Origin of the sequence: Sphingomonas sp. HF-S4 (assembly GCF_032911445.1) — a bacterium.
Taxonomy (GTDB): Bacteria; Pseudomonadota; Alphaproteobacteria; order Sphingomonadales; family Sphingomonadaceae; genus Sphingomonas; species Sphingomonas agrestis.
The window spans coordinates 753,845-776,702 of the sequence record NZ_JAWJEJ010000001.1; the positions used below are offsets into that span (position 1 = coordinate 753,845).

The 22,858-nt window shown below is 67.9% G+C and carries 16 protein-coding genes; all 16 read left to right on the forward strand.

The window, feature by feature from the left end; translation table 11 throughout:
- Positions 1-18 precede the first annotated feature (18 nt).
- The 16 genes from RZN05_RS03275 to RZN05_RS03350 all read left to right on the forward strand — a co-directional run bounded on the left by RZN05_RS03275 (position 19) and on the right by RZN05_RS03350 (position 22,848).
- On the forward strand, positions 19-579 hold the full coding sequence (locus RZN05_RS03275) for a YqgE/AlgH family protein (protein WP_317225193.1): 561 nt from the start codon (positions 19-21) through the stop codon (positions 577-579).
- A 331-nt stretch (positions 580-910) separates the two neighbouring features.
- Positions 911-3,376, forward strand: a complete 2,466-nt coding sequence (locus RZN05_RS03280) for a M10 family metallopeptidase C-terminal domain-containing protein (RefSeq protein WP_317225194.1) — start codon at positions 911-913, stop codon at positions 3,374-3,376.
- Positions 3,377-3,390: 14 nt separating this feature from the next.
- Positions 3,391-3,825 carry a DUF1810 domain-containing protein gene (locus RZN05_RS03285; RefSeq protein ID WP_317225195.1) on the forward strand — a complete coding sequence of 145 codons (435 nt, stop codon included), beginning with the start codon at positions 3,391-3,393 and terminating at the stop codon, positions 3,823-3,825.
- Positions 3,826-3,946: 121 nt separating this feature from the next.
- Positions 3,947-5,362, forward strand: coding sequence for an adenosylhomocysteinase (ahcY, locus tag RZN05_RS03290; RefSeq protein ID WP_317225196.1), 1,416 nt, complete (start codon positions 3,947-3,949; stop codon positions 5,360-5,362).
- 201 nt (positions 5,363-5,563) lie between these two features.
- On the forward strand, positions 5,564-8,536 hold the full coding sequence (locus RZN05_RS03295) for a TonB-dependent receptor plug domain-containing protein (protein ID WP_317225197.1): 2,973 nt from the start codon (positions 5,564-5,566) through the stop codon (positions 8,534-8,536).
- A gap of 106 nt (positions 8,537-8,642) precedes the next feature.
- On the forward strand, positions 8,643-8,966 hold the full coding sequence (locus RZN05_RS03300) for a YnfA family protein (RefSeq protein WP_317225198.1): 324 nt from the start codon (positions 8,643-8,645) through the stop codon (positions 8,964-8,966).
- Positions 8,967-9,018: 52 nt separating this feature from the next.
- Positions 9,019-9,285 carry a hypothetical protein gene (locus RZN05_RS03305; RefSeq protein ID WP_317225199.1) on the forward strand — a complete coding sequence of 89 codons (267 nt, stop codon included), beginning with the start codon at positions 9,019-9,021 and terminating at the stop codon, positions 9,283-9,285.
- A 3-nt stretch (positions 9,286-9,288) separates the two neighbouring features.
- The gene (locus RZN05_RS03310; RefSeq protein WP_317225200.1) at positions 9,289-9,537 is read left to right on the forward strand and encodes a hypothetical protein; all 249 of its coding nucleotides are present in this window, start codon (positions 9,289-9,291) and stop codon (positions 9,535-9,537) included.
- An 83-nt stretch (positions 9,538-9,620) separates the two neighbouring features.
- A complete protein-coding gene (locus RZN05_RS03315) occupies positions 9,621-11,951 on the forward strand; it encodes a PAS domain-containing sensor histidine kinase (RefSeq protein ID WP_317225201.1) in 2,331 nt (776 codons plus the stop codon).
- Complete coding sequence (tsaE, locus tag RZN05_RS03320) at positions 11,948-12,394, forward strand: tRNA (adenosine(37)-N6)-threonylcarbamoyltransferase complex ATPase subunit type 1 TsaE (protein WP_317225202.1); 447 nt, start codon at positions 11,948-11,950, stop codon at positions 12,392-12,394. Before RZN05_RS03315 ends, tsaE begins: the two co-directional genes overlap by 4 nt.
- Positions 12,391-13,365: an aminoglycoside phosphotransferase family protein gene (locus RZN05_RS03325; RefSeq protein WP_317227552.1), complete on the forward strand. Its 975-nt coding sequence runs from the start codon at positions 12,391-12,393 to the stop codon at positions 13,363-13,365. The genes tsaE and RZN05_RS03325 overlap by 4 nt, the downstream gene beginning before the upstream one ends.
- A complete protein-coding gene (locus tag RZN05_RS03330; RefSeq protein ID WP_317225203.1) occupies positions 13,362-14,117 on the forward strand; it encodes a nucleotidyltransferase family protein in 756 nt (251 codons plus the stop codon). The genes RZN05_RS03325 and RZN05_RS03330 overlap by 4 nt, the downstream gene beginning before the upstream one ends.
- A gap of 125 nt (positions 14,118-14,242) precedes the next feature.
- On the forward strand, positions 14,243-17,173 hold the full coding sequence (gene addB, locus RZN05_RS03335) for a double-strand break repair protein AddB (RefSeq protein WP_317225204.1): 2,931 nt from the start codon (positions 14,243-14,245) through the stop codon (positions 17,171-17,173).
- A 141-nt stretch (positions 17,174-17,314) separates the two neighbouring features.
- Complete coding sequence (gene addA / locus RZN05_RS03340; protein ID WP_317225205.1) at positions 17,315-20,737, forward strand: double-strand break repair helicase AddA; 3,423 nt, start codon at positions 17,315-17,317, stop codon at positions 20,735-20,737.
- 54 nt (positions 20,738-20,791) lie between these two features.
- Positions 20,792-21,112, forward strand: coding sequence for a thioredoxin (gene trxA / locus RZN05_RS03345; RefSeq protein WP_317225206.1), 321 nt, complete (start codon positions 20,792-20,794; stop codon positions 21,110-21,112).
- Between the two features lie 143 nt (positions 21,113-21,255).
- Entirely contained in the window at positions 21,256-22,848 is a 1,593-nt protein-coding gene (locus RZN05_RS03350) for a DUF4153 domain-containing protein (RefSeq protein ID WP_317225207.1), read from the forward strand.
- Positions 22,849-22,858 lie beyond the last annotated feature (10 nt).

A 22,858-nucleotide genomic window follows, 5' to 3' on the forward strand; every position in this document is an offset into this window, starting at 1 on the left:
GCGATAAGTTGATCGGGCATGGATTCGACTCCCTATCTCACCGGCCAGTTCCTCCTTGCGATGCCCGGGATCGGCGATCCCCGCTTCGAGCGCGCGGTGATCGCGATGTGCGCGCATGACGACGAAGGCGCGCTGGGCATCGGGATCGGCGACACGATCGAGGGGCTGGGGCTGCACGAATTGCTCCGCCAGTTCGAGATCGATCCCGGCGACGCGCCCGATGCGCCGGTCCATTTCGGCGGCCCGGTCGAGCCGCGGCGCGGCTTCGTGCTCCATTCGACCGACTGGGGCGGACAGGACACGATCGACGTCGGCGGGCGCTGGTCGCTGTCGGGGACGATCGACGTGCTCAAGGCGATCGCCGACGGCAGCGGCCCGAGCCGTTGGTTGGTCGCGCTGGGCTATGCCGGCTGGGGCGAGGGCCAGCTCGACGAGGAGATGACTCGCCACGGCTGGTTCAGCACTGCGGGCGACACCAGATTGCTCTACGATATCGATGCCGAGCGACGCTGGGCGAGGGGCTTCGAGGCCGCAGGGATCGATCCGCGGCTTCTGGCGAACAGCACCGGCACGGCCTGAGGCGCTGGCAGGCGCGAGCGCCGCGGATGTTGGATCTGCGGGGTTTAACTTCGCACTTTTCCCGTGGAATCGGAAATACCGTTGCGCATACGCGCAAGCAAATTTCCTACATGCCGTTCGTGTTGGCGTCCGGGAAACGAGTTGCAGACAAGCGAACCTAACAGGAACATAGTAGATATGTCTCCTTTTGTAAGACGCGGCGAGCGGAGCTGTGTCTTGAATTTACTTGGTGTGAAACCCGCGAAAAGCAGCCTTAACCTTTTCCGGCATAAAAAATGTAAGATGGCGGAAGTAAATCCGCTCAAGCGCTACGGATGCGGAGGGGGATCGGATGGCGACGCTCGACAGGCAGGCTTGGCAGTTTCTGGTACAGGATGCGACTTTGGGGGCTGACGGAGGCGTCCATATCGTCGGCAATACCGGCGGCTATATGGGACACTCCTTCTACGAGAACACCACGCTAGTCGATACGATCCAGGCGGTGGGTGCCGAAGGCGATCCCATCCACTTCACGCTGAGCGGCTATGACGCCGACAAGTTTACGATCGACCAGGTGACCGGCGAGCTTCGCTTCCTGGTCGCGCCTGATGCCGAGGCGCCGAGTGGAAGCAGGCTGCCGACGGTCTATTATGTCGACGTCACTGCAAGCGACGGCGTGTCCAGCGACATGGTGAAGCTGGTGTACGGGATGATGAACGTCCTCGACGCGCCGACCTTCGTCACTCCTGCCGCGGTTTTGGTCGAGGAGAACCAGGTCGACGTGGTGTCGCTCGAGGCGCGCGATATCGACGGCGAGCAAATCAGCTATGCTATTGCGGGCGGCGCCGATGCGGCGCTCTTCACGGTCGATGGCTGGGGATATCTGCGCTTCAACCACGCGGCCGATTTCGAGGCGCCGGGGGATGCAGACGGCGACGGCGTGTACCAGGTCACCGTCGCGGCGACCGACCAGAGCGGAACGACGACCCAGGCGATGGCGATCACGGTCACCAACACGCCCTATGGGCAGATAGAATTCACGTCTGATGGCGGAGTCGAGGACGCCGAGGTCGATGTCGTCGAAGGGACGACGCTGATCACGACGGTCCATGCCACCAACAGCGAAGAGGGCATCGTTACCTATCGCTTTGCAGACTATGTCAGTTCGTCGTGGTTCACCCTCGATTCCGATACCGGGGAACTGCGCTTCAAGGTCACGCCCGAGTTCCACGATCCGGCGGACGGCGGAAGCAATGTCTACAGCGTCCAGGTGCTCGCGCACTCGGATTGGCATGTCGAGGCGCAGTGGATCACGATCAACGTCACCGAGGAGGTCGAGTTCGGCATCGTCTCGAACGGCGGCGGCGACACCGCCAGCGTAACGATTGCGGAGAACAGCGCCGTCGTGACGACGCTCGCCGCTGCCAACGGCGCCGGCGCGCCGCAATTCCATATCTTCGACGGCGCCGACGCCGCGCTGTTCGGGATCGACTATCAGGGCCAGCTACGGTTCTACATGGCGCCCGATTATGAGCATCCGGGTGATGCGAACGGCGATGGCATCTATGAAGTGACGGTTGCCGCGATCGATCGAAGCGCGGCGGGCGAAGTGCTCGCTTATGATTTCCAGACGCTGCGGATCAGTGTCGCCGATATCGGCATCCCGCGCATCCTCTTTGGCGACACCTATCCGAGCGGGATCGTCAGCGTCGCGGAGAATGGCAGCCTCGTCACCACGATCGCGGTCGAGGACCCGTCGGCCGATACGCGCTTCTCGATCGGCGGTGGTGCTGACGCGTCGCGGTTCGTCATCGACGCGCTAAGCGGCAGCCTGAGCTTCGTGGCGGCGCCCGACTACGAGCATCCGACCGACCAGAACCACGACAATATCTACGACGTCGTCGTGGTGGCATCTACGAGCCAATATGCCGATAGCCAGCAGGTTCGCGTCCAGGTCGAGGACATCAACGAGTTCGCGATCACTTCGTACGGCGGCGGGAGCACGGCCACAATCTCGGTCGCCGAGAACAGTAGCGTCGCAGCGACGATCACCGCCGGGGGCGTGGAGACACTCGACCACTTCGTAATCCTGGGCGGCACCGACGCCACGCGCTTCACGATCGATCCCCTGACCGGCGAATTGCGCTTCCGCGCCGCGCCGGATTTCGAGGCGCCGACCGATGCCAATCGCGACAATCGCTACGACGTGATCGTAACGGCGAAATCGACTGCGGGGAGCAGCGACACGCAGCGGCTGACGATCAGCGTAACCGACGTCATCGACACCGGGCAGCGGATCGAGGGCACCGCCGGCGCGGACCTGATCAACGAAACCACCAGCGTGGCCGGGCAGTCGCACGCGACGCAATGGGCCGATGGCATCTATGGGTTCGGCGGCAACGACCAACTCTTCGGCGGCGGCGGCGATGACTATCTCGACGGCGGGATCGGCAACGACATGCTGTGGGGCGGGGCGGGCGGCGACGACCTGTTCGGCGGCACCGGGGCGGACCAGTTCTGCTTCGCCGCGGCGAGCGACTCGCTGACGAACGATCGCGACCGCATCGTCGATTTCAAGCGCTCCGACGGCGACAAGATCAACCTGTCCGCGATCGACGCCAACCTCCTCGCTACCGGCAACCAGGCGTTCAGCTTCATCGGCGGGGCGGGGTTCAGCGGCGTGGCGGGCCAGTTGCGTGCGCAATATTCCGCGGGGCAGATGCTCGTCAGCGGCGACCTGAATGGCGACGGCGTCGCCGATTTCGGCTTCGCGCTGCAGGGCAATGTCTCGCTGATCGGAACCGACTTCTATCTCTAGGCGTCGTCCGCACGATGCGTGCGAACTTCGACCTCGAGCGCTTCGTGGCGGCGCAGGCGCCGGTATATGCGGCGGCGCTCGCGGAACTGCGGGCGGGACACAAGCGGACGCACTGGATGTGGTTCGTTTTCCCACAGCTCGCCGGGCTCGGCGCAAGCCCGACCGCGCAAGCCTATGCGATCCACTCGCGCGAGGAGGCCGAGGCGCATCTGCGGCATCCGGTGCTGGGGCCGCGGCTCTGCGAGGCGGCCGCGGCGGCACTGACGAGCGGGCGGAGCCGGGCGGAAATCTTCGGTTCGCCCGACGATCTCAAGTTCCGGTCGTCTATAACGCTATTTGAAGCGGTTGCGCCTTCCGAGGCGATCTTCCGCGAAGTGCTCGATCGTCTGTGCGACGGCGTACGCGATCCGCGCACGATCAGCGGCCTGGCACGCCTCTGGGGCGTCTGATCAGATCATATAAAGATATCTTTATATCTGACTTGCGCCTTCCCATCTGAATCGCTAGGGCGCCCGGATCGCGGCCGGCGAGTCCGGCGCTTACCCTTTTATCCCTGCTGGAGATCAGCCCGTGGCTACCGTGCTCGACAAGAACGACTACGTCATCAAGGACATCGAACTCGCCGCCTTCGGCCGCAAGGAAATCGAGATCGCCGAGACCGAGATGCCCGGCCTGATGAGCCTGCGCGAGGAATTCGGTGCAGCACAGCCGCTTAAAGGCGCACGGATCACTGGCTCGCTCCACATGACGATCCAGACCGCGGTGCTGATCGAGACGCTGACCGCGCTTGGCGCCGACGTCCGCTGGGCGACCTGCAACATCTTCTCGACCCAGGACCATGCCGCTGCCGCGATCGCCGCTGCCGGCATCCCGGTGTTCGCCGTGAAGGGCGAGAGCCTGGCCGACTATTGGGACTATGTCGGCGACATCTTCAACTGGGGCGCCGACGGCGACGGCACCACCGCCAACATCATCCTCGACGACGGCGGCGACGCGACGATGTTCGCTTTGTGGGGCGCCAAGCTCGAAGCCGGTGCGACGCTGGGCGAGCCCGAAAACGACGAAGAGGTCGAGTTCCAGCGCGCATTGAAGGCGTTCATCGCCAAGTATCCGGGCTACCTCACCCAGACGGTCAAGAACCTGAAGGGCGTGTCGGAAGAGACGACCACCGGCGTCCACCGCCTGTACGAGATCGCCAAGAAGGGCGAGCTGCCGTTCCCGGCGATCAACGTCAACGACAGCGTCACCAAGTCGAAGTTCGATAACCTTTATGGCTGCAAGGAATCGCTGGTCGATGCGATCCGCCGCGCCACCGACGTGATGCTCGCCGGCAAGGTCGCCTGCGTCGCCGGCTTCGGTGACGTCGGCAAGGGCTCGGCCCAGTCGCTCCGCAACGGCGGCGCACGCGTGCTCGTCACCGAGATCGACCCGATCTGCGCGCTGCAAGCGGCGATGGAGGGCTTCGAGGTCGTGACGATGGACGAGGCCGTCCAGCGCGCCGACATCTTCTGCACCGCGACCGGCAATGCCGACGTGATCACCGCCGATCACATGCGCGCGATGAAGCCGATGTCGATCGTCTGCAACATCGGCCACTTCGACAGCGAGATCCAGATCGCTGCCCTCTCGAACTATGAGTGGGACGAAGTGAAGCCGGGCACCGACCTGGTGAAGTTCCCCGACGGCAAGCAGATCATCATTCTCGCCAAGGGCCGCCTGGTGAACCTCGGCTGCGCGACCGGCCACCCGTCGTTCGTGATGTCGTCGTCCTTCACCAACCAGACGCTCGCCCAGATCGAGCTGTGGACCAAGGGTGAGAACTACAAGAACGAAGTCTATGTGCTCCCGAAGCACCTCGACGAGAAGGTCGCGGCGCTGCATCTCGAGAAGCTCGGCGTCAAGCTGTCGAAGCTCAGCCAGAAGCAGGCCGACTATATCGGCGTGCCGGTCGAAGGTCCGTTCAAGCCGGATCACTATCGCTACTAAGTCTTTTCGGCATCGACCGTGAAATTGGGCCGCGTCTCCACTGGAGGCGCGGCCCTTTTCGTTTGTGTTGTCGAGGATGTGTTGCTGTTATGCTACACCTGCGGCAGAACCGTCATGCGATGTTGCACTGCAGCGGGATCGGAAACATGACAGAAACGTAACGCTCAGAATCGTGGCGGCTTAGTTAAAAGGGGAATCCTCATGGCGTATTCTGTCATCCACTCGCGCAGGCCGGCCCGCGCCCGTCTCGCGATCGCGTCGTCGTTGCTCGCGCTGACGATGGGCGCGCCTGCGTTTGCGCAGGACGCTGCGACAGTGGAGGAAACCACCGCGGAGCCCGAAGGCGACATCGTCGTCACCGGCTCGCGCATCTCGCGCTCGGAGCTGTCGCTGCCCAACCCGGTTCAGGTCGTCACCGCCGAGACGATCCAGCAGTCGGGCAAGACCAACCTGACCGACTTCCTGATCAACAGCCCGGCACTGATCGGCTCGCAGAGCAACATCGACGTCGCGGGCTCGAACCTCGCCAACGCACAAAGCGTCGGCGTCAACCTGCTTGACTTGCGTAACCTCGGTGCTTCGCGCACGCTGACCCTGGTGGATGGCCGCCGCCATGTCGCCGGCACGCCCGGCGTCGCTGCGGTCGACATCAACACCATCCCCACCGATCTGGTCGAGCGCGTCGAGCAACTCACCGGCGGCGCCTCGGCGGTGTATGGCGCGGATGGCGTCTCGGGCGTGGTCAACTTCATCCTCAAGAAGGATTTCGACGGATTCCGGATCCGCGGCCAGAACAGCATCTCGCAGCGCGGCGACGCGGGCGAGCGCTTCATCGCGGCGACGGCGGGCAAGAACTTCGCCGATGGCAAGGGCAATGTCACCTTCGCGTATGAATACAACCAGACCGACCGGTTCAGCCAGAGCGATCGCCTGAACTACGGCCGGACCGGGCCGTCTTACTCGTTTGCGCGCAATCGCGCCGACTTCCCGGACGATCCCAACGTACCGGATCGCGTACTCTACACTGACCTGCGCTGGGCCGACAGCGCGCCGGGCGGCGCGATCGACCTCGATGGTGATGGCGTACCCGATCGCACGGGCGAGGGCGGCATTTACGATCCCGGCACCTATCTACCCGGCACCGCCTTCACGATCGGTGGCTCGAGCACGCCGCGCGAGACCTATTATGGCGATTTCACGCCGTACACCCGGCGCCACATCGGCAATGTGATGGCTCGGTACGAGTTCAGTCCGGCGTTCGAACTCTACGCCGAGGGCAAGTATGTCCGCTCGAAGGCGTATACCTTCGCGCAGCCGACCTACGACTTCTATACCGAGCTTGCGCCGGACAACGCATATCTCGCCCAGCGCTTCGGCTCCGATGGCGCGAACGGTGCGCTGGTCAGCCGCGACAATTTCGATTTCGGCATTCGCCGTTACGAGATGGAGCGCGAGCTGTTCCGCACGGTGGTGGGCGCGAAGGGCGAGATCGCCTCGAACCTCAACTACGATTTCTCCTATGTCTTCGGCCAGTCGACGCAGGAGAGCACCAACCGCAACGATCGCATCACCGACCGTTACTATGCGGCACTGGATGCAGTTTCCGACGGCGCGGGCGGCATCACTTGCCGGATCAATCTGCCCGGTCAGACGGCCATTCAGGGCAACAATTACGGTGGCCAGCCGGTCTATAACGGCGCGCCGCTGACCTTTACCAAGGGGCAGTGCGTGCCGCTCAACGTCCTCGGCCAGGGTTCGCCCTCGCAGGCGGCGCTCGACTTCGTCACCGTCGACCATAGCGCCTGGGCGCGCATCCAGCAGCACGTCGTCACCGGCGTACTCTCGGGCAATACGGGTTCGTTCTTCAACCTGCCCGGCGGCCCGGTCGGCTTCGCGATCGGCGGCGAGTATCGCAAGGAAAGCAGCAACTACATCCCGTCGGAATACAGCCTGGCAGGGCAGTTGATGGACGATGCGCCGGCGCGCATCGATCGCGGCAGCTTCGACGTCAAGGAAGCCTTCGCCGAGATCAATCTGCCGATCCTGGCGGACGTGACGCTTTTCCAGAATCTGTCGGTCGGCGGCGCGATCCGCCTGTCGGACTATTCGACCGTGGGCCGCACCACGACGTGGAACGTCAACGGCAGCTATTCGCCGATCCGCGACATCACCTTCCGCGGCACCTATTCGGAGGCGGTGCGCGCACCGAACATCACCGAATTGTTCGCCGGCGGCAGCGGCACCTATCAGTTCATCGTCGATCCTTGCGGCGTCGACCGCGTGGCGGAGGGCACGCAGTATCGCGCCGCCAACTGCACCGCCGCGCTGACGGCGCTGGGCGTCAACCCCGCTACGTTCGATCCGTCGAACGACTTCACTTCGCCGCAGAACAGCAGCCTGCTCGGCTTCCAGGGCGGCAACCGCACGCTCAGCGAGGAAACTGCCAAGACCTGGACGGCGGGCGTCGTGCTCCGTCCGAGCTTCGTGCCCGGTCTGAGCATCACCGCCGACTGGTACGACATCCGCCTGAAGCAGGCGATCCAGTATTCGACCGCGCAGGACGTCGTCGACCTGTGCGTCGATCAGCCGAACCTCGACAACATCTATTGCGACGTGATCAATCGCAGCGCGACCAACGGCTACATCTCGTTCTTCACGATCATTCCGGAGAACGTGGCGTCGTTCCAGACCGCAGGCCTGGACGTGACGCTGAACTACCGGTTCGAGCCGTTCGACAATCTCGGCACCTTCGCAGTCTCGTTCCAGGGCAATTACCTCGACAAGCTCGAGTTCGTTCCGACCGCAGGCGCGGACCCCGAGAACGAGCTCGATTCGTCGGTCTATCCAGCGCCCAAGTATAGCGCGATGTTCGACCTGACCTGGATCAAGGGGCCGCTGTCGATCAACTACGGTATCAACTGGCAGACCAAGACTCGCCGGGTCACTCGCGAGCAGCAGGCAGCCAACCCGGATTACATCGAGCCGGGCTATTTCTGGTACAAGGAGAAGTGGGACCACGAGCTCTACTTCAGCTACGACGTCGACGAGAACTTCAACCTCTATGGCGGCGTCAACAACCTGTTCGACTACAAGCCGGATGTCGGCGGCGTCGGCTATCCGATCAGCGCGACCGGGCGGGCGTTCTTCATGGGCGTCAAGGCCAAGCTGTTCTGACACAGCGCGCAGCGCTTGATTATGCAGCGCGGGTCGGAAAAGGGAAGGGGCTCGGCACTTGCCGGGCCCCTTTGCTTTGCCCGGCCGCACTGCGACAAGCATCCGCATGACTGCCTTCGCATATCTGGGCGCCGCGCTGGCGGAGATCGCCGGCTGCTTCGCCTTCTGGGCGTGGCTGCGGCTCGATCGATCGGTGTGGTGGCTGGTGCCGGGCATCGCCTCGCTCTGCCTGTTCGCCTATCTGCTCACCCTGGTCGATGCCGAGCATGCCGGACGGACCTATGCTGCCTATGGCGGGGTCTATATAGCCTCGGCGGTGGCGTGGCTGTGGCTCGCGGAAGGGATGCGGCCCGATCGCTGGGACCTCATCGGCACCGCGATCTGCCTCGCCGGTGCAGCGATCATCCTGTGGGGACCGCGGCCCGCATAGCCCGCGCGGAACGCCGCCTGCGCCGCCACGTTCTGCTCCCGACAGGGAGACGATGATGCGGGGCGAAACCTTCGCAAAGCTGATTCTGGGAGGCCTGGCGGTCTGTGCTTGCGGCGGCGTGGCCGGGATAGGCCTGGCCAACTACACCACTTCCGGCTCGTTCGAATTCTATCGCCAGGCATCGGCAAGTGCTTGGCAAGCCGAGCTTCCTGCGCAGACAGTGGTGGTCGAGTCCGCCGATCCGGGATTTGGGTCGGACCATCGCGCAACCGGGGCCGAGGGTGCAGCCGAGGAGATGCTCGCTTCGTTCGAACCCTGAGTTGTGAAGAATAGCGAAGCGAATCCCGATGCCGGGCACGCGCGCGATCGGATCGCCGAGATCCTGCGTACGGCCCTGGGCCCTCCAGACGAGGATGCGCTCGAGGACGAGACGCGGCGGCTGATGCTGCACCTCTCGATCGAGCCGCTGGCCAATGCCGCCCCGCTGCCCGACGATGCCGCCGGCCTCTCCGCGCGCAGGCCGCTGCTCCGGCGGCTGCTGGGCCGGCAGGATGGCGATATGCGGGCATAGACATACGCAAGTCGCTTTCCGATCCGCGGCGCTTTGCCTAAGGATCGTTTCATGATGGCGCAACGAAGCCGCGGAGAGACGGCTTGATCGAGATTCCGCAGTCGGCGGCGATAGGGGTAGGCGCGGTGCTCGCGCTGCTGCTGTTCGGCGCCACGTGGATCCTGTTTGCCGGGCTACGTGCTCGAGCCGAGGGGCGCGAGGCGACCGAGCGCAATGCGGTGCTGGCCGAGATGGTCGCGCGCTCGCCCGCCCAGGCGATGCTGGTCCGCCCCGATGGGCGCATCGAGGCGCCGCGGCGGCTCGCCGACTGGCTCGGGCTCGATCACCTGCCGCGCGAACTGGCCGACTTGGCCGGGATCGACAACGGACTGTACCCGGCGGATGCGACTGCACTAGAGGGGCATGTCCTCGCCGCGCAAAAGGCCGGGCAGCCCTTCACCTTGCCGGTGCAGGCACAGGGTTCCGAGCGCGCGCTGCTGGTCGTCGGCGAGCGGCTGACCGATGCCGCGCGGAGCGGCGTCGTCCTCTGGTTCCTGGACGCGACCGAGACCGAGAGCGAGATCGAGCGGCTCCAGATCGAGGCAAGCCGGCTGCGCGCGGCGTTCGACGCGCTCACCGCGCTGATCGAGGCGGCGCCGATGCCGATGTGGTATCGCGGGCCCGATTTGCGGCTGCTGATGGTCAATTCGGCCTATGTCCGAGCGGTCGAGGGCGGCGACAGCGAGGAAGTGGTGGCGCGCGGCGTCGAGCTGGTCGAGGGTGCCGGGCTGGGCGGGCCGCTCGCCAACGCCGCGATCGCGCGCGACACCGGCCAGCCGCAGACCGGCACGATGCCCGCGACGATCGGCGGCGCGCGGCGGATGCTGCGGCTCCATGACGTGCCGCTGCCCACCGGGGGGGTGGCGGGCTTCGCGATCGATATTGAGGAATATGAGCAGCTTCGCGGCGGCCTCAAGCGCTTCGGCGAGGCGCAGCGCGCGATGCTCGACCGGCTCTCGGCAGGCGTCGCGCAGTTCGCGCCCGATCGCAGCCTCGCTTTCTGCAACCAGCCGTTCCGGCGCATGTTCGCTATAAAGATGGAGTGGCTTGCCGACCGGCCCGAATTCGATCGCGTGCTCGATCGGATGCGCGAGACCAGCCGGCTGCCCGAGGTGCGCGACTACCCCGCGTGGAAGGCCGAGCGCCGTGAATGGTTCACCGCGCCCGACGCGGTAGAGGAGATTTGGAGCGTTTCGGGGACGCATCTGCGCGTCGTCGCCCAGCCCTTGCCCGAGGGCGGGCTGCTGCTGATCTTCGAGGACCGCACCCAGCAGTTCGAGCTCCAGCGCGAGCATGGCGAGATGCAGCAGGTCCGCACCGCGACGCTCGAGAGCCTCGCCGAGGCCGTCGGGGTGTTCGGCAAGGGACGGCTCCAGCTGTGGAACCGGAAGTTCCGCCAGGTCTGGGATTTCGAGGACGCCTTCCTCGACGGGCATCCCCAGATCGGCCAATTGGTCAAGGCCGTCGAGCGCAGGCTCGCCAACCCCGCCCGCGCCGAGGTGATCGGCGACCTGATCCGGCTCGCTGCAAAGGACCGCCAGACGCGCGGCAGCACGATCGCCTTTGCCGATGGCCGGCATTTCGACATCACCGCCGTCCCGCTGCCCGACGGTAACGCGCTGGTGACGATGCTCGACACCACCGATCACCACCGCGCCGAGCGCGCGCTGCGCGACCGCAACGAGGCGCTGGTCGCGGCCGACCGGGTCAAGACCGCGTTCGTCGCCAATATGAGCTACGAGCTGCGCACGCCGCTCACCTCGATCAAGGGGTTCAGCGAGATGCTCCACGGCGGCTTTGCGGGCAAGCTGACCAAGAGCGCCGTCGAATATACCGAGGCGATCCTGACCTCGGTCGATCGCCTCAGCGCGCTGGTCGACGACGTGCTCGATCTGACCCAGAGCGAGGGCGCACCGCTGGAGAAGCTGCCGGTCGACCTCGAGCTCGCCGCGCACACGGCGGCCGAGGCGATCGCGCCGCTCGCCAAGGCCAAGAAGATCGAGCTGGTGGTCGAGGATGCCGGAACTGCGGGCAGCGTGACCGGCGATCTCAAGCGGCTCCGCCAGGTCGTCGAGCATCTGCTGCGTCACGCGGTGGCCTGCACGCAGGAAGAAGGCCGCGTGCTGCTCCACCTCGACGGCAACGCCAAGGTCGCGCGCGTGATCGTGTCGGACAATGGGCCGGGGATGAGCAAGGACGCGGTCGCGCGGGCGTTCGACAGCTTCGCGACGCATGGCATCTCGCGCAGCGGTGAGCGCGCGCTCGGCCTCGGCATGCCGCTGGCGAAGCAGTTCGTCGAGGCGCATGGCGGCCGGATCGAACTGATCTCCGAGCCGGGCGAGGGGACGCTGGTGACGGTGGAGCTGCCGCGGTGAGGGGGCTCGCTTCTGCCCAAGACTCGCTCGCGCTCGGCGCGAAGCTCGCCGCGCTGGTCCGCCCCGGCGACGTTATCGCACTGTCCGGCCCGCTCGGCGCGGGCAAGACCAGCATCGCGCGCGGTTTGCTCGCCGCGCTCGGGCTGGAGGAAGAAGCGCCGTCCCCAAGCTTTGCGATCGTCCAGCCCTACGCCCCGCCCGAAGTTCGTTTCCCGGTGCTCCATGTCGACCTCTACCGGATCGAGGACCCAGGCGAAGCCGAGGAACTCGGCCTCGACGACGCCCGCTACGATTCGCTGCTGATCGTCGAATGGCCCGAGCGGTTCGACGCATCCACCTGGCACGATGCGCTGTGGCTGAGCCTGGAAGTGAAGCCGGACGGCGCGCGCGGCTTGACAGCGAAGGTGCCCTCGGCATGGGAGGATCGATGGCCCCTGATATGAACCCGCCCGCCGCGGCGCCCGATTTCCTGATTGCTGCCGGATGGGAAGGGGCCGAGATCCGCCCGCTCGCCGGCGACGCCTCGTTCCGCCGCTATTTCCGCGTCGTCCACCACGATCGCAGCGCGATCCTGATGGACGCGCCGCCGCCGCACGAGGATCCGCGCCCGTTCATCTCGATCGCGCGCTGGCTCACCGAGCGCGGCTTCGCGGCTCCTGAGATCCTCGCCGAGGACCTGGGCGAAGGCCTCGTCCTCCTCCAGGATTTCGGCGACGCCCGGCTGCGCGAGACCGTCGACGCCGCGCCCGAGAGCGAGTTGCGGCTCTACGAGGAAGCGGTCGAGCTGCTCGTCCGCCTCGGCCAGCACGATGCCGCCGACATCCGCCCCTACGACCTTGCCGAGTATCAGCGCGAGGCGGCTTTGCTCCCCGAATGGTACACGCCTGCGCTCGGCCTCGAAGTCGATATGCCCGGCTATACCGACGCCTGGGACCAGGTGCTCGCCCCCCTGCTGGCCGACCACACCCCGGTCACCGTGCTGCGCGACTATCATGCCGAGAACATCATGCTGATCGAGGGCAGCGAGACGCTCGGCCTGCTCGATTTCCAGGACGCGCTCGCTGGCCACCCGGCCTACGATCTCGTCTCGCTGCTCCAGGATGCCCGCCGCGACGTGCCCGCCGAGCTCGAGACCGCGATGCTCGATCGCTACAAGCGCATCACCGGCGCGGGCGACGCCTTCGACGTGGCCTATCACGTCCTCGGCGCGCAGCGGAACGCCAAGATCGTCGGGATCTTCACCCGGCTGTGGAAGCGCGACGGCAAGCCGCGCTATCCCGGGCTGTGCCCGCGCGTCTGGGGCTATCTCGAACGCGACCTCAGGCATCCCGCGCTCAAGCCCGTCGCCGACTGGTTCGACGCCAACGTGCCGGCGGAAATGCGCGGCGACCCGCTGGCGATCGTCGGCGAATGACCGCGATCTATTCGCTGCGGCCGCAACCCGATGCGGCCGTGCCCGAGACTGCGATGGTGATGGCCGCCGGGCTCGGCAAGCGGATGCGCCCGCTCACCGCGACTCGTCCCAAGCCGCTGGTCGAAGTCGCCGGCAAGACGCTGATCGACCACACCTTCGATCACCTTCGCAGCGCGGGCGTCAAGCGCGCGATCGTCAACGTCCACTATCTTGCCGACCAGATGGAGGCCCATCTCAAGGCTCGCGTGAAGGACGTGGACCTCGTCATCTCCGACGAGCGCCGGCAGCTGATGGAGACCGGCGGCGGCATCGTCCAGGCGCGCGCGCTGATCGGCGACAAGCCGTTCCTCTGCGTCAACAGCGACAATCTGTGGGTCGACGGCCCGGTCGACGCGATCCGCGCGCTCGCCGCGCAATGGGACGAGGCAAAGATGGACGCGCTGCTGCTGCTCGTCCCGCTGGCACGCGCGAACTGCCACAAGGGGCAGGGCGATTTCCGCCTCGACGCGATGGGCCGGATCACCGAGCGGCGGAAGCCCGGCCGGCTCGCGCCGTTCGTGTTCATCGGCGTGTCGATCCTCTCGCCCCGGCTGATCCGCGACTGGCCCGAGGGGCCGTTCTCGACCAATTTGTTCTTCACCCGCGCACTTGAGGCGGGGCGGCTGTGGGGCGTGGTCCACCAGGGGCTGTGGTTCGACGTCGGCACGCCGGCCGCAGTGGGCGCTGCGGAGGCCGTGCTGGCGGAGATGTGATCGATAGCCCCTCCCCTTTCAGGGGAGGGGTTGGGGTGGGGCAGACTTCCCAAGCACCAGTCTCTGTGAGACACAGCCCCACCCCCAACCCCTCCCCTGAAAGGGGAGGGGCTTTAAGAGTGCTAATGCCTGACCGCCTCCATCTCTACACCATCCCGCCGCACCGCGCCTTCGCCGATGCGCTGGCGATCGGGCTGATCCGGCGGTTCGGCAGCGATCCGCTCAGGCTCGCGCGCGGGCTGGTGCTGCTGCCCAACAACCGCGCCAAGCGCGCGATCCAGGACGCCTTCGTCCGCGCGAGCGACAAGGGGCTGCTGCTCCCGCGGCTGGTCGCGGTCGGCGATCCGGAGCTCGACGAAGCGGTGTTCGACACCGCCGGCGACGACGATCCGATCCCCCCCGCGGTCGAGCCGCTCCAGCGGCGGATGATCCTCGCCCGGCTGATCCAGGAGGCGGGATCGCCGGTCGATGCCGCGGAAGCGGTGCGGCTGGCCGGCGATCTCGCCACTACGCTCGACCAGTTGCTGATCGAGGAAGTTGCCCCCCGCGCGCTCAGGGAAATCGAACTCAGCCAGGAACTGTCGGCGCATTGGGAGCGCTCGCTGGCACTGTTCGAAGTGGTGCTGACGCGCTGGCCGAGGGAGCTTGCGCGGCTCGGCCGGATCGACTTGGCCGAGCGCCGCCGCCGGCTGATCGACAAGGTGGCAAAGCGCTGGCGCACTGCCCCGCCCGAGGGCTTCGTCTGCGCCGCCGGCGTCGCCGCGCCGGCCCCCGTGTTCGCGCGCCTGCTGCGCAGCGTTGCCGGGATGCCGCACGGGATGGTCGTGCTGCCCGGCCTCGCCACTGCGCTCGGCGACATGGAATGGGACGCGCTCGGCCCGCACAAGCCCGATCCCGTCACTGGCCGGCGGCGGCGCAGCCTCGAAAGCCATCCGCAATTCCACCTCAAGCTGCTGCTCGATCGGATGGGCGTGCATCGCAGCGAGTTCGATCCGTGGCGTGTTGCCAGCGATCACGATGCGCCGCCCGCGCGCAGCAAGGCGATCGCCTCGGCGATGGCGCCGCCCGAGCTGACGCATGGCTGGACATCGCTGCCCGCTGCCGAGCGGCGGCTCGACGGCGTGCGCGCGCTCGACGTCGCGACGCCGGCCGAGGAGGCGCAGGGAATCGCGCTGGCGCTGCGCGAGGTGCTGGAGACGCCCGAGCGCACTGCCGCCTTGGTCACCCCCGATCGTGCGCTTGCCCGGCGGGTGGCGGCGCATTGCGCACGCTGGGGGATCGCGGTGGACGATTCCGCCGGCCAGCCGCTATCGATCCTGCCGCCCGGCACGCTGCTGCTCGCGCTCGCCGATGCCGCCGCGCAGGGCTTCGCGCCGCTGCCTTTGCTGACCCTGCTCAAGCACCCGCTGGTGATGGCGGAGCGGCGCGCCGAGTGGCTCGAAGGTGCCCGCCTGCTCGATCGCGCGCTGCGCGGCCCGCGCCCCGCGCCGGGGCTCGCCGGGATCGACCGCCACCTTGCCGAGCAGGAGGGCCGGGACGGCCATCTCCGCCGCGCGGCACTGCGCTGGTGGCCTGAGGCGCGCGCGCTGCTCGAACCGCTGGAGGCAGTGTTCGCCGGCGGGCCGCAGCCGGTGCCGGCCTTGCTCGCCGCACTGCGCGAGACTGCGCAGGCGCTGGGTGGCGATGCGCTCTGGGCACGTGCCGAAGGGCGCGAAGCGGCGAGCCTGCTCGACGCTGCCGAGCGCGAGGCAGCGTTCGGCCCCCCGCGTGCCGAGCCAGAGGCGCTGGCGCCGCTGCTGCGCACGCTGATGGAGGAGGTTGCGGTGCGCCCGCCCCAGGGAGGGCATCCGCGGCTCGCGATCCTCGGCCTGATCGAGGCGCGGCTGCAGACCGCCGACCTGATGATCCTCGGCGGGTTGAACGAAGGCGTGTGGCCGGGCCTGCCCGCGCCCGACCCCTGGCTCGCCCCGCGCATCCGCGCCGAACTGGGGCTGCCGGGTCTCGAACGCCGCATCGGCCTCTCGGCGCACGACCTGGCGGGAGCCCTCGGCGCCCCCGAAGTGCTGCTCACCCGCGCCCGGCGCGATGCCAGCGCGCCGACGATTGCGTCAAGGTTCTGGCTGCGGCTCGAAGCGCTGTCGGGCGGTCTCGAACGCGCCGACGCGATCGAGGCCTGGCTGCGCGCGATCGACGCGCCGGGCCGTCACGAACCCGCCGAGCGTCCCGCCCCGCAGCCACCGGTCGAACAGCGCCCCAAGGCGCTGTCGGTCACCGAAGTCGATCGCCTCAAAGCAGACCCCTACGCCTTTTACGCCCGCCGGATGCTGCGGCTGATGCCGCTCGATCCGGTCGATGCCGATCCCAGCGCGGCGTGGCGCGGCACCGCGGTACACGAGGTTCTTCAGAAATGGTTCGAGCACGACGATTGCGCGCCCGAGCGGCTGCGCGATCGTGCCGAGGCGATGCTCGCCGACGAGCGCACCCACCCGATGATGCGCGCGCTCTGGGCGCCGCGGCTGATGGAGGCGATCGACTGGATCGCGACGCAGATCGCCGCCGATCCCTCCCGGAAGGTAATCGCGGTCGAGAAACGCGGGGTGATCCCGTTCGGCGGGGTGGAACTCAGCGGCACGTTCGACCGGATCGACCGGATGGCCGACGGCAGTCTGGCGATCGTCGACTACAAGACCGGCAAGCCGCCGAGCCTCGCCGCGGTGCGCGAGGGGTTCAGCCTGCAATTGGGGCTGCTCGGGCTGATCGCCGAACGCGGCGGGTTCGATGGCATCGAGGGGCGGGCCAAGCAGTTCGAATATTGGTCGCTGTCGAAGAACAGCCGGGGGGCGTTCGGCTATGTCGAAAGCCCGTGCGATCCGCGGCGGCGCGAGTATCTGCCGGCCGACGAATTCGTCGATCGGGCGGTGGCGCAGTTCGAGGGCGCGGCGCGCGAATGGCTGACCGGCGACGCGCCGTTCACGGCCAAGCTCCACCCCGATTATGCGCCGTATGCGGAATACGACCAGCTGATGCGGCGGGACGAGTGGTATGGCCGTGATTGAGGTCCCTCTTCTTGCTCCCCTCTCTGAAAGGGAGGGGCTGGGGGTGGGTGCGCGGCCCGCAGGGTCGCGCTTGACGCCAGCCGAGGGAGGCTCGCTGCGCGCGCCACCCGATCATCCTTCCCTTTCAGAGAGGGGAGCCTGGTGAGCGTCCGCCCCCTCCACCCCCTGAAGGGCAACCAGCGCCGCGCCAGCGATCCCGCGCGCCACATCTGGCTCTCCGCTTCGGCGGGCACTGGCAAGACCCAGGTGCTCGCCGCGCGCGTCTGGCGGCTGCTCCTCGCCGGCACCGATCCCGGCGCGATCCTGTGCCTGACCTTCACCAAGGCCGGCGCCGCGGAAATGTCCGAACGGATCACCAGCCGCCTCGCGCGCTGGGTCCGCGCGAGCGATGCCGAGCTGGTCGCCGATCTCGAGGCTCTGGGCGAAAGCATCGCCCCCGAAGGCCGCGCCCGTGCCCGCACGCTCTTCGCCAAGGTGCTCGACGCGCCGGGCGGCGGCATCCGCATCCAGACGATCCACAGCTTCTGCCAGTCCTTGCTCTCGGCCTTCCCGGTCGAGGCAGGACTCGTCCCCGGCTTTCGCCCGCTCGACCAGCGCGAGGAGGCCGTGCTCGCGCGCGAGGCGCTGGCCGAGATGCTTGTCGATGCGTCTCGCGAAGGGCGCACTGCGATGATCGACGCGGTCGGCGCGCTCAGCCTTCGGCTCGGCGAGGGCAAGGCCGAGGCATTTCTCAAGCTTTGCGCATCGAACGGCGAGGCAATGGCGGCGCTGCCCAGCGGCATCCAGCCCTTCCTGCGCCGCGCGCTCGACTTGCCGAGCGGCGACATCGCCGCCGAGATCGAGCGAAGCTGCGGCGACGACGCCTTCGATCTCGGGAGCCTGCGCGAAGTCGCCGCAATGAACGCCGCCTGGGGCACCAAGTCGGGCCTCGGACGCGCCGAGGAAATCGCGATGTGGCTGACGCTGCCGCCTGCGCGGCGCGCACTGCGGCTCGCCGATCTCCATTCGGTCTGGGCCACCGCCAAGGGCGAGCCGCGCTCGTTCGGCAAGGGCCAGGCGCCGCAGGAGCCGGGCTATGCCGATCTGGCGATGCGGCTCCACGGGCGGTGCGCCGCGCTGCTCGGCATGAAGGTTCAGGCCGAGTTCGCCGACCTGCTCGCGCGCGGGCTCGAGGCGGGCCGCGCCTATGCCGACACCTACGCGCGCGCCAAGCGCCGCGTCGGCGCGGTCGATTTCAACGATCTGATCCGCAAGACCGTCGCCTTGCTCGGCGAGCCCGGCATGGGCGAGTGGGTGCGCTACAAGCTCGATCAGGTCACCGAGCACGTGCTGATCGACGAGGCGCAGGATACCAATCCCCAGCAATGGGCGATCGTCAGCGCGATCGCCGACGAGTTCTTCGCCGGGCAGGGCGCGCGGGGGGAGGCAGTGCGCACGCTGTTCACCGTCGGCGACTACAAGCAGGCGATCTTCGGCTTCCAGGGCACCGACCCGATCTATTTCCGCGCCGCGTTCGAGCGCTTCTGGCAGCGCTCGCGCGTCCAGGCCGAGTTCGATGTCGAGGCGGCCGAGCTGGAGTCGCTGTCGCTTACCCACAGCTTCCGCTCGACGCGTCCGGTGCTGGAGTTCGTCGATGCCGCGCTCGGCGGATTGCCCGAACCGGGGATGGGCGACCTCAGCGACGCCGAGCCACATGCCAGCGAAGTCCCCGGGCCGGGGACAGTGACGCTGTGGCCGGCGACGGTCGAGGGCGGCACCGAAGCCGACGAGGAGGAATGGGTCGGCGACACCACGCGGAAACTCGCCGGCGACATCGCGCGGGCGATTCGCGACTGGCTGGCGCAAGGGCTGATGCTCGAGAGCAAGGGCCGTCCGCTGCGCCCCGAGGACGTGATGATCCTCGTCAAGCGCCGCGGCGAGCTCGCGTCGCTGATCGTCGCCCGGCTCTATGCCGAGGGGGTGCCGGTGGCCGGGGTCGATCGGCTGCGGCTCAATGCGCCGCTCGCGGTGCAGGATCTGCTCGCCGCGATACGCTTCGTGCTCCAGCCCGAGGACGACCTGTCACTCGCGTCGCTGCTCGTCTCGCCGCTGATCGGCTGGAGCCAGGAGGATCTGATGCAGGTCGCGCTACGGCCGAAGGGCGCGTCGCTCTGGTCGCACCTGCGCGCCGTCGCCAGGGACCGGATCGGCCCGCTCGAAGCGCTGCTCAACCGCGCCGACTTCACCACGCCCTATCGCTTCCTCGAGGAAATCCTCTCGGGCGCGCTCGACGGGCGGCGGAAACTGCTGCTCCGTCTCGGCGAGGAAGCGCGCGATCCGATCGAGGAACTGCTCAACGCCGCGCTCAATTTCGAGAATGTCGCGACGCCATCGCTCCAGCGCTTCCTCGACTGGTTCGATCGCGGCGATGTCGAGATCGTCCGCGACGCCGCCCAGCCCGCCGGCGCGGTGCGGGTGATGACCGCGCACGGCGCCAAGGGGCTCCAGGCGCCGCTGGTGATCCTCGCCGACGCCACGGTCGATCCGACGCGGTCCCCGCGCGATTTCCTGCTCTGGGCGCCCGAGGACCACGACGCCGCGCCGTTCCCGATCTTCCGCCCGCGCGCCGCGGAGCGTGGCGGACCGCTCGATAGCGTGCTCGATCGCGCCGATTCGCGCGAACTCCAGGAACATTGGCGCCTGTTCTACGTCGCGGCGACGCGCGCCGAGGAGCGGCTGGTCATCGCCGGCGCGCTCGGTCCCCAGGCCAAGGGCGAACCGCCCGTCGCCAGCTGGTACGCCGCCAGCGCCCGCGCCCTCGATACGCTCGGCGTACCCGAGGGAGCGGTTCGCGAGTATCGCGGGCGGAACCCTGCTGCTCCGGTCGCCGCGCTTCGGGGCGAATCCAAAGCCGAATCATCGCCCCCCGCGCTCCCTGACTGGCTCGCCCGCCCGGCGCCGCAGGAAGCCCGCCCGCCACGCCCGCTCGCCCCCTCGTCGCTCGGCGACGACAGCGTCGCCGATCCGCCGCCGACGCCCGCGACGCGCCGCGCCGCCGAGCGCGGCCGGCTGCTCCACGCATTGTTCGAGCGGCTCCCCGCCCTGGCGCCCGAGACCCGCGCCGCCGCCGCCGAGCGCTGGCTCGCAGGCCCCGGCGGCGTCACCGATGCCGAGGCGCGCCGCGAGATCGCCGGCGCCGCGCTGGCGGTGATCGAGGATCCGCGCTTCTCGACCCTGTTCACTCCAGATGCGCTCGCCGAGGCACCGATCGCCGCAGTGGTCGAGAGCGGGCTGGTCGTCTCGGGCACGGTCGACCGGCTGGTCGTCGCGGGCGACGTGGTGCGCATCGTCGATTTCAAGACCGGGCGGCGCGCGCCCGCGACGCTCGACGCGATCCCGCCCTACCATCTTCGCCAGATGGCCGCCTATGCCGCGGCGCTGGCAGTGATCTTCCCGGGCAAGCGGATCGAGCCGGCCTTGCTCTACACCGCGGGGCCGACGCTCCACCTGCTGCCGCCCGATCTGCTCGCGGCGCACAAGGCCGACTTGGTCGCGGCGGAGCAAAGCTTGGCTTCGCGCGCTTGAGCCGGAACCCCGGCGCACATAGATAACGCACAAGACTCACTCAGGAGACGTTTCATGGCCACTCAGGCTACCACCGATGCCAGCTTCGACGCCGATGTCCTCCAGGCCGACAAGCCTGTGCTCGTGGACTTCTGGGCCGAATGGTGCGGCCCCTGCCGGATGATCGCCCCGGCGCTCGAAGAGCTCGCCACCGAGCTCGGCGACAAGGTCCAGATCGTCAAGATCGACATCGACGCCAATCCCGAAGCGCCGACCAAATACGGCGTGCGCGGCATCCCGACGATGATCCTGTTCAAGAATGGCCAACAGGCCGCGACCCAGGTCGGCGCGCTGCCCAAGAGCGCGATCAAGCAGTGGATCGAGCGCGAGCTCTGATCGGCTGAACCCGGCAGGCCGCCCCCTCCGGCGGCGCGGCCTGAACCGGATCTGCACGACATCACCATGATGCGCTGACGCCGGCCACCGGTCGGTCGGCACATCGCCGCGCGATGAAACTCCCCGAACATCGGGAGTTTCACATGCGCTTGCGACTATCTTCCAGCTTCCTCGCCAAGGTCGCCGCCGCGGGCGGGCTCGTCCTGCTCGCCGACCGGCTGTTCTGGGCGGGGGAGGGGATCGGCTCCAATCTCGGCATCTTCGCGCTCGCCTGGGCGCTGGCGACGCTGGCGCTGAGCCCTGCGGCCTGGCGCGACCGGCGTAGCTGGATCGCCGCGGCAGGCGCACTGCTGCTCACATTGCCTCTGCTCGACAGTCCCGGACCGATCGCCTTCCTGCTGTTCGGCACCTGCCTGGCGACGGCGGTGCTGCTGCCCCGCATGACGCGGTTCGGCCATGCCGGCAGCTGGGTTCTGCGGTTGCTCCTCCAGGGCGTGGTCAGCCTGATCGGTCCGTGGCGCGACCTGATCCGGCTCCGCAAGCCGTTCAGCCGGGGCCTGCCCCGCCAGCGCATCCTGCCGCTGCTGCCCTTGCCGCTGTTCGGCGGCGTGGTGTTCCTCGCGCTCTTCGCCAACGCCAATCCAGTGATCGGCGACGCGCTGGTCGCGCTCGGCACCCCGCGGTTCGAGGATGCGACGATCGGGCGCATGCTCTTTTGGGGCGTGATCCTCACCGCGGTCTGGACAACGCTGCGCCCGCGCCGGCTGCGCCTCGTCTCGAACCTGCCGGAAGCGACCATGCCCCAGGCGCTGCCCGGCGTGACCACCGGCTCGGTGCTGCTCGCCTTGCTCACCTTCAACGCGCTGTTCGCGCTGCAGAACGGGCTCGACATCGCCTTCCTGTGGAGCGGCGCGCCGCTGCCTGCGGGCGTGAGCCTTGCCGAATATGCCCATCGCGGCGCCTACCCGCTGATCGCCACCGCGCTGCTCGCCGGGCTGTTCGTCCTCGTCGCGCTGCGGCCGGGGTCGGAGACTGCCAAAGTTCCCGCGATCCGTCGGCTGGTGGTCCTGTGGGTCGCGCAGAACGTCTTCCTCGTCGCGTCGAGCATCCTCCGCACGATCGACTATGTCGAAGTCTATTCGCTCACCGAACTGCGTATCGCCGCCTTGCTGTGGATGGCGTTGGTCGCGCTCGGGCTGGTGCTGATCCTGTGGCGGATGTTGCGCGGGCGAAGCGCGGCCTGGCTCATCAACGCCAATGCCGGTGCCGCGCTGCTGGTCCTGGCCGCCTGCACGATGGTCGATTTCGGTGCGGTCTCCGCCGCGTGGAACGTCCGCCACGCCCGCGAAATCGGTGGCAAGGGGGCGGGCCTCGACCTCTGCTATCTCGCCTGGCAGGGGCCCTCGGCGCTGAGGTCGCTCGTCGCGCTCGAGCTGGAGAACGACCTCGATCCCGGCTTCGCCGAGCGCATCGCCTGGGTCCGGCATCGCGTGCTGACCGACACGATCGAGCGTCAGCGCGGCGGCGAGTGGATCCGGCGCAACGACCGCCGCCTCCGCCAGGTCGCGGCGATGCTCGCCGGCCGCAAGCTTCGCGCCAGCCCCGGCGACGGCCCGGCCGGACGCCATTGCGACGGCACCCCGTTCACTCCCGAACCGGCGCCGGCCCTAAGCGCATCGCCGCTGCCGAACCGGATGCCCACGCCCACACCATTGACGAACGAGGCCGTGCGATGATCCTATGCCC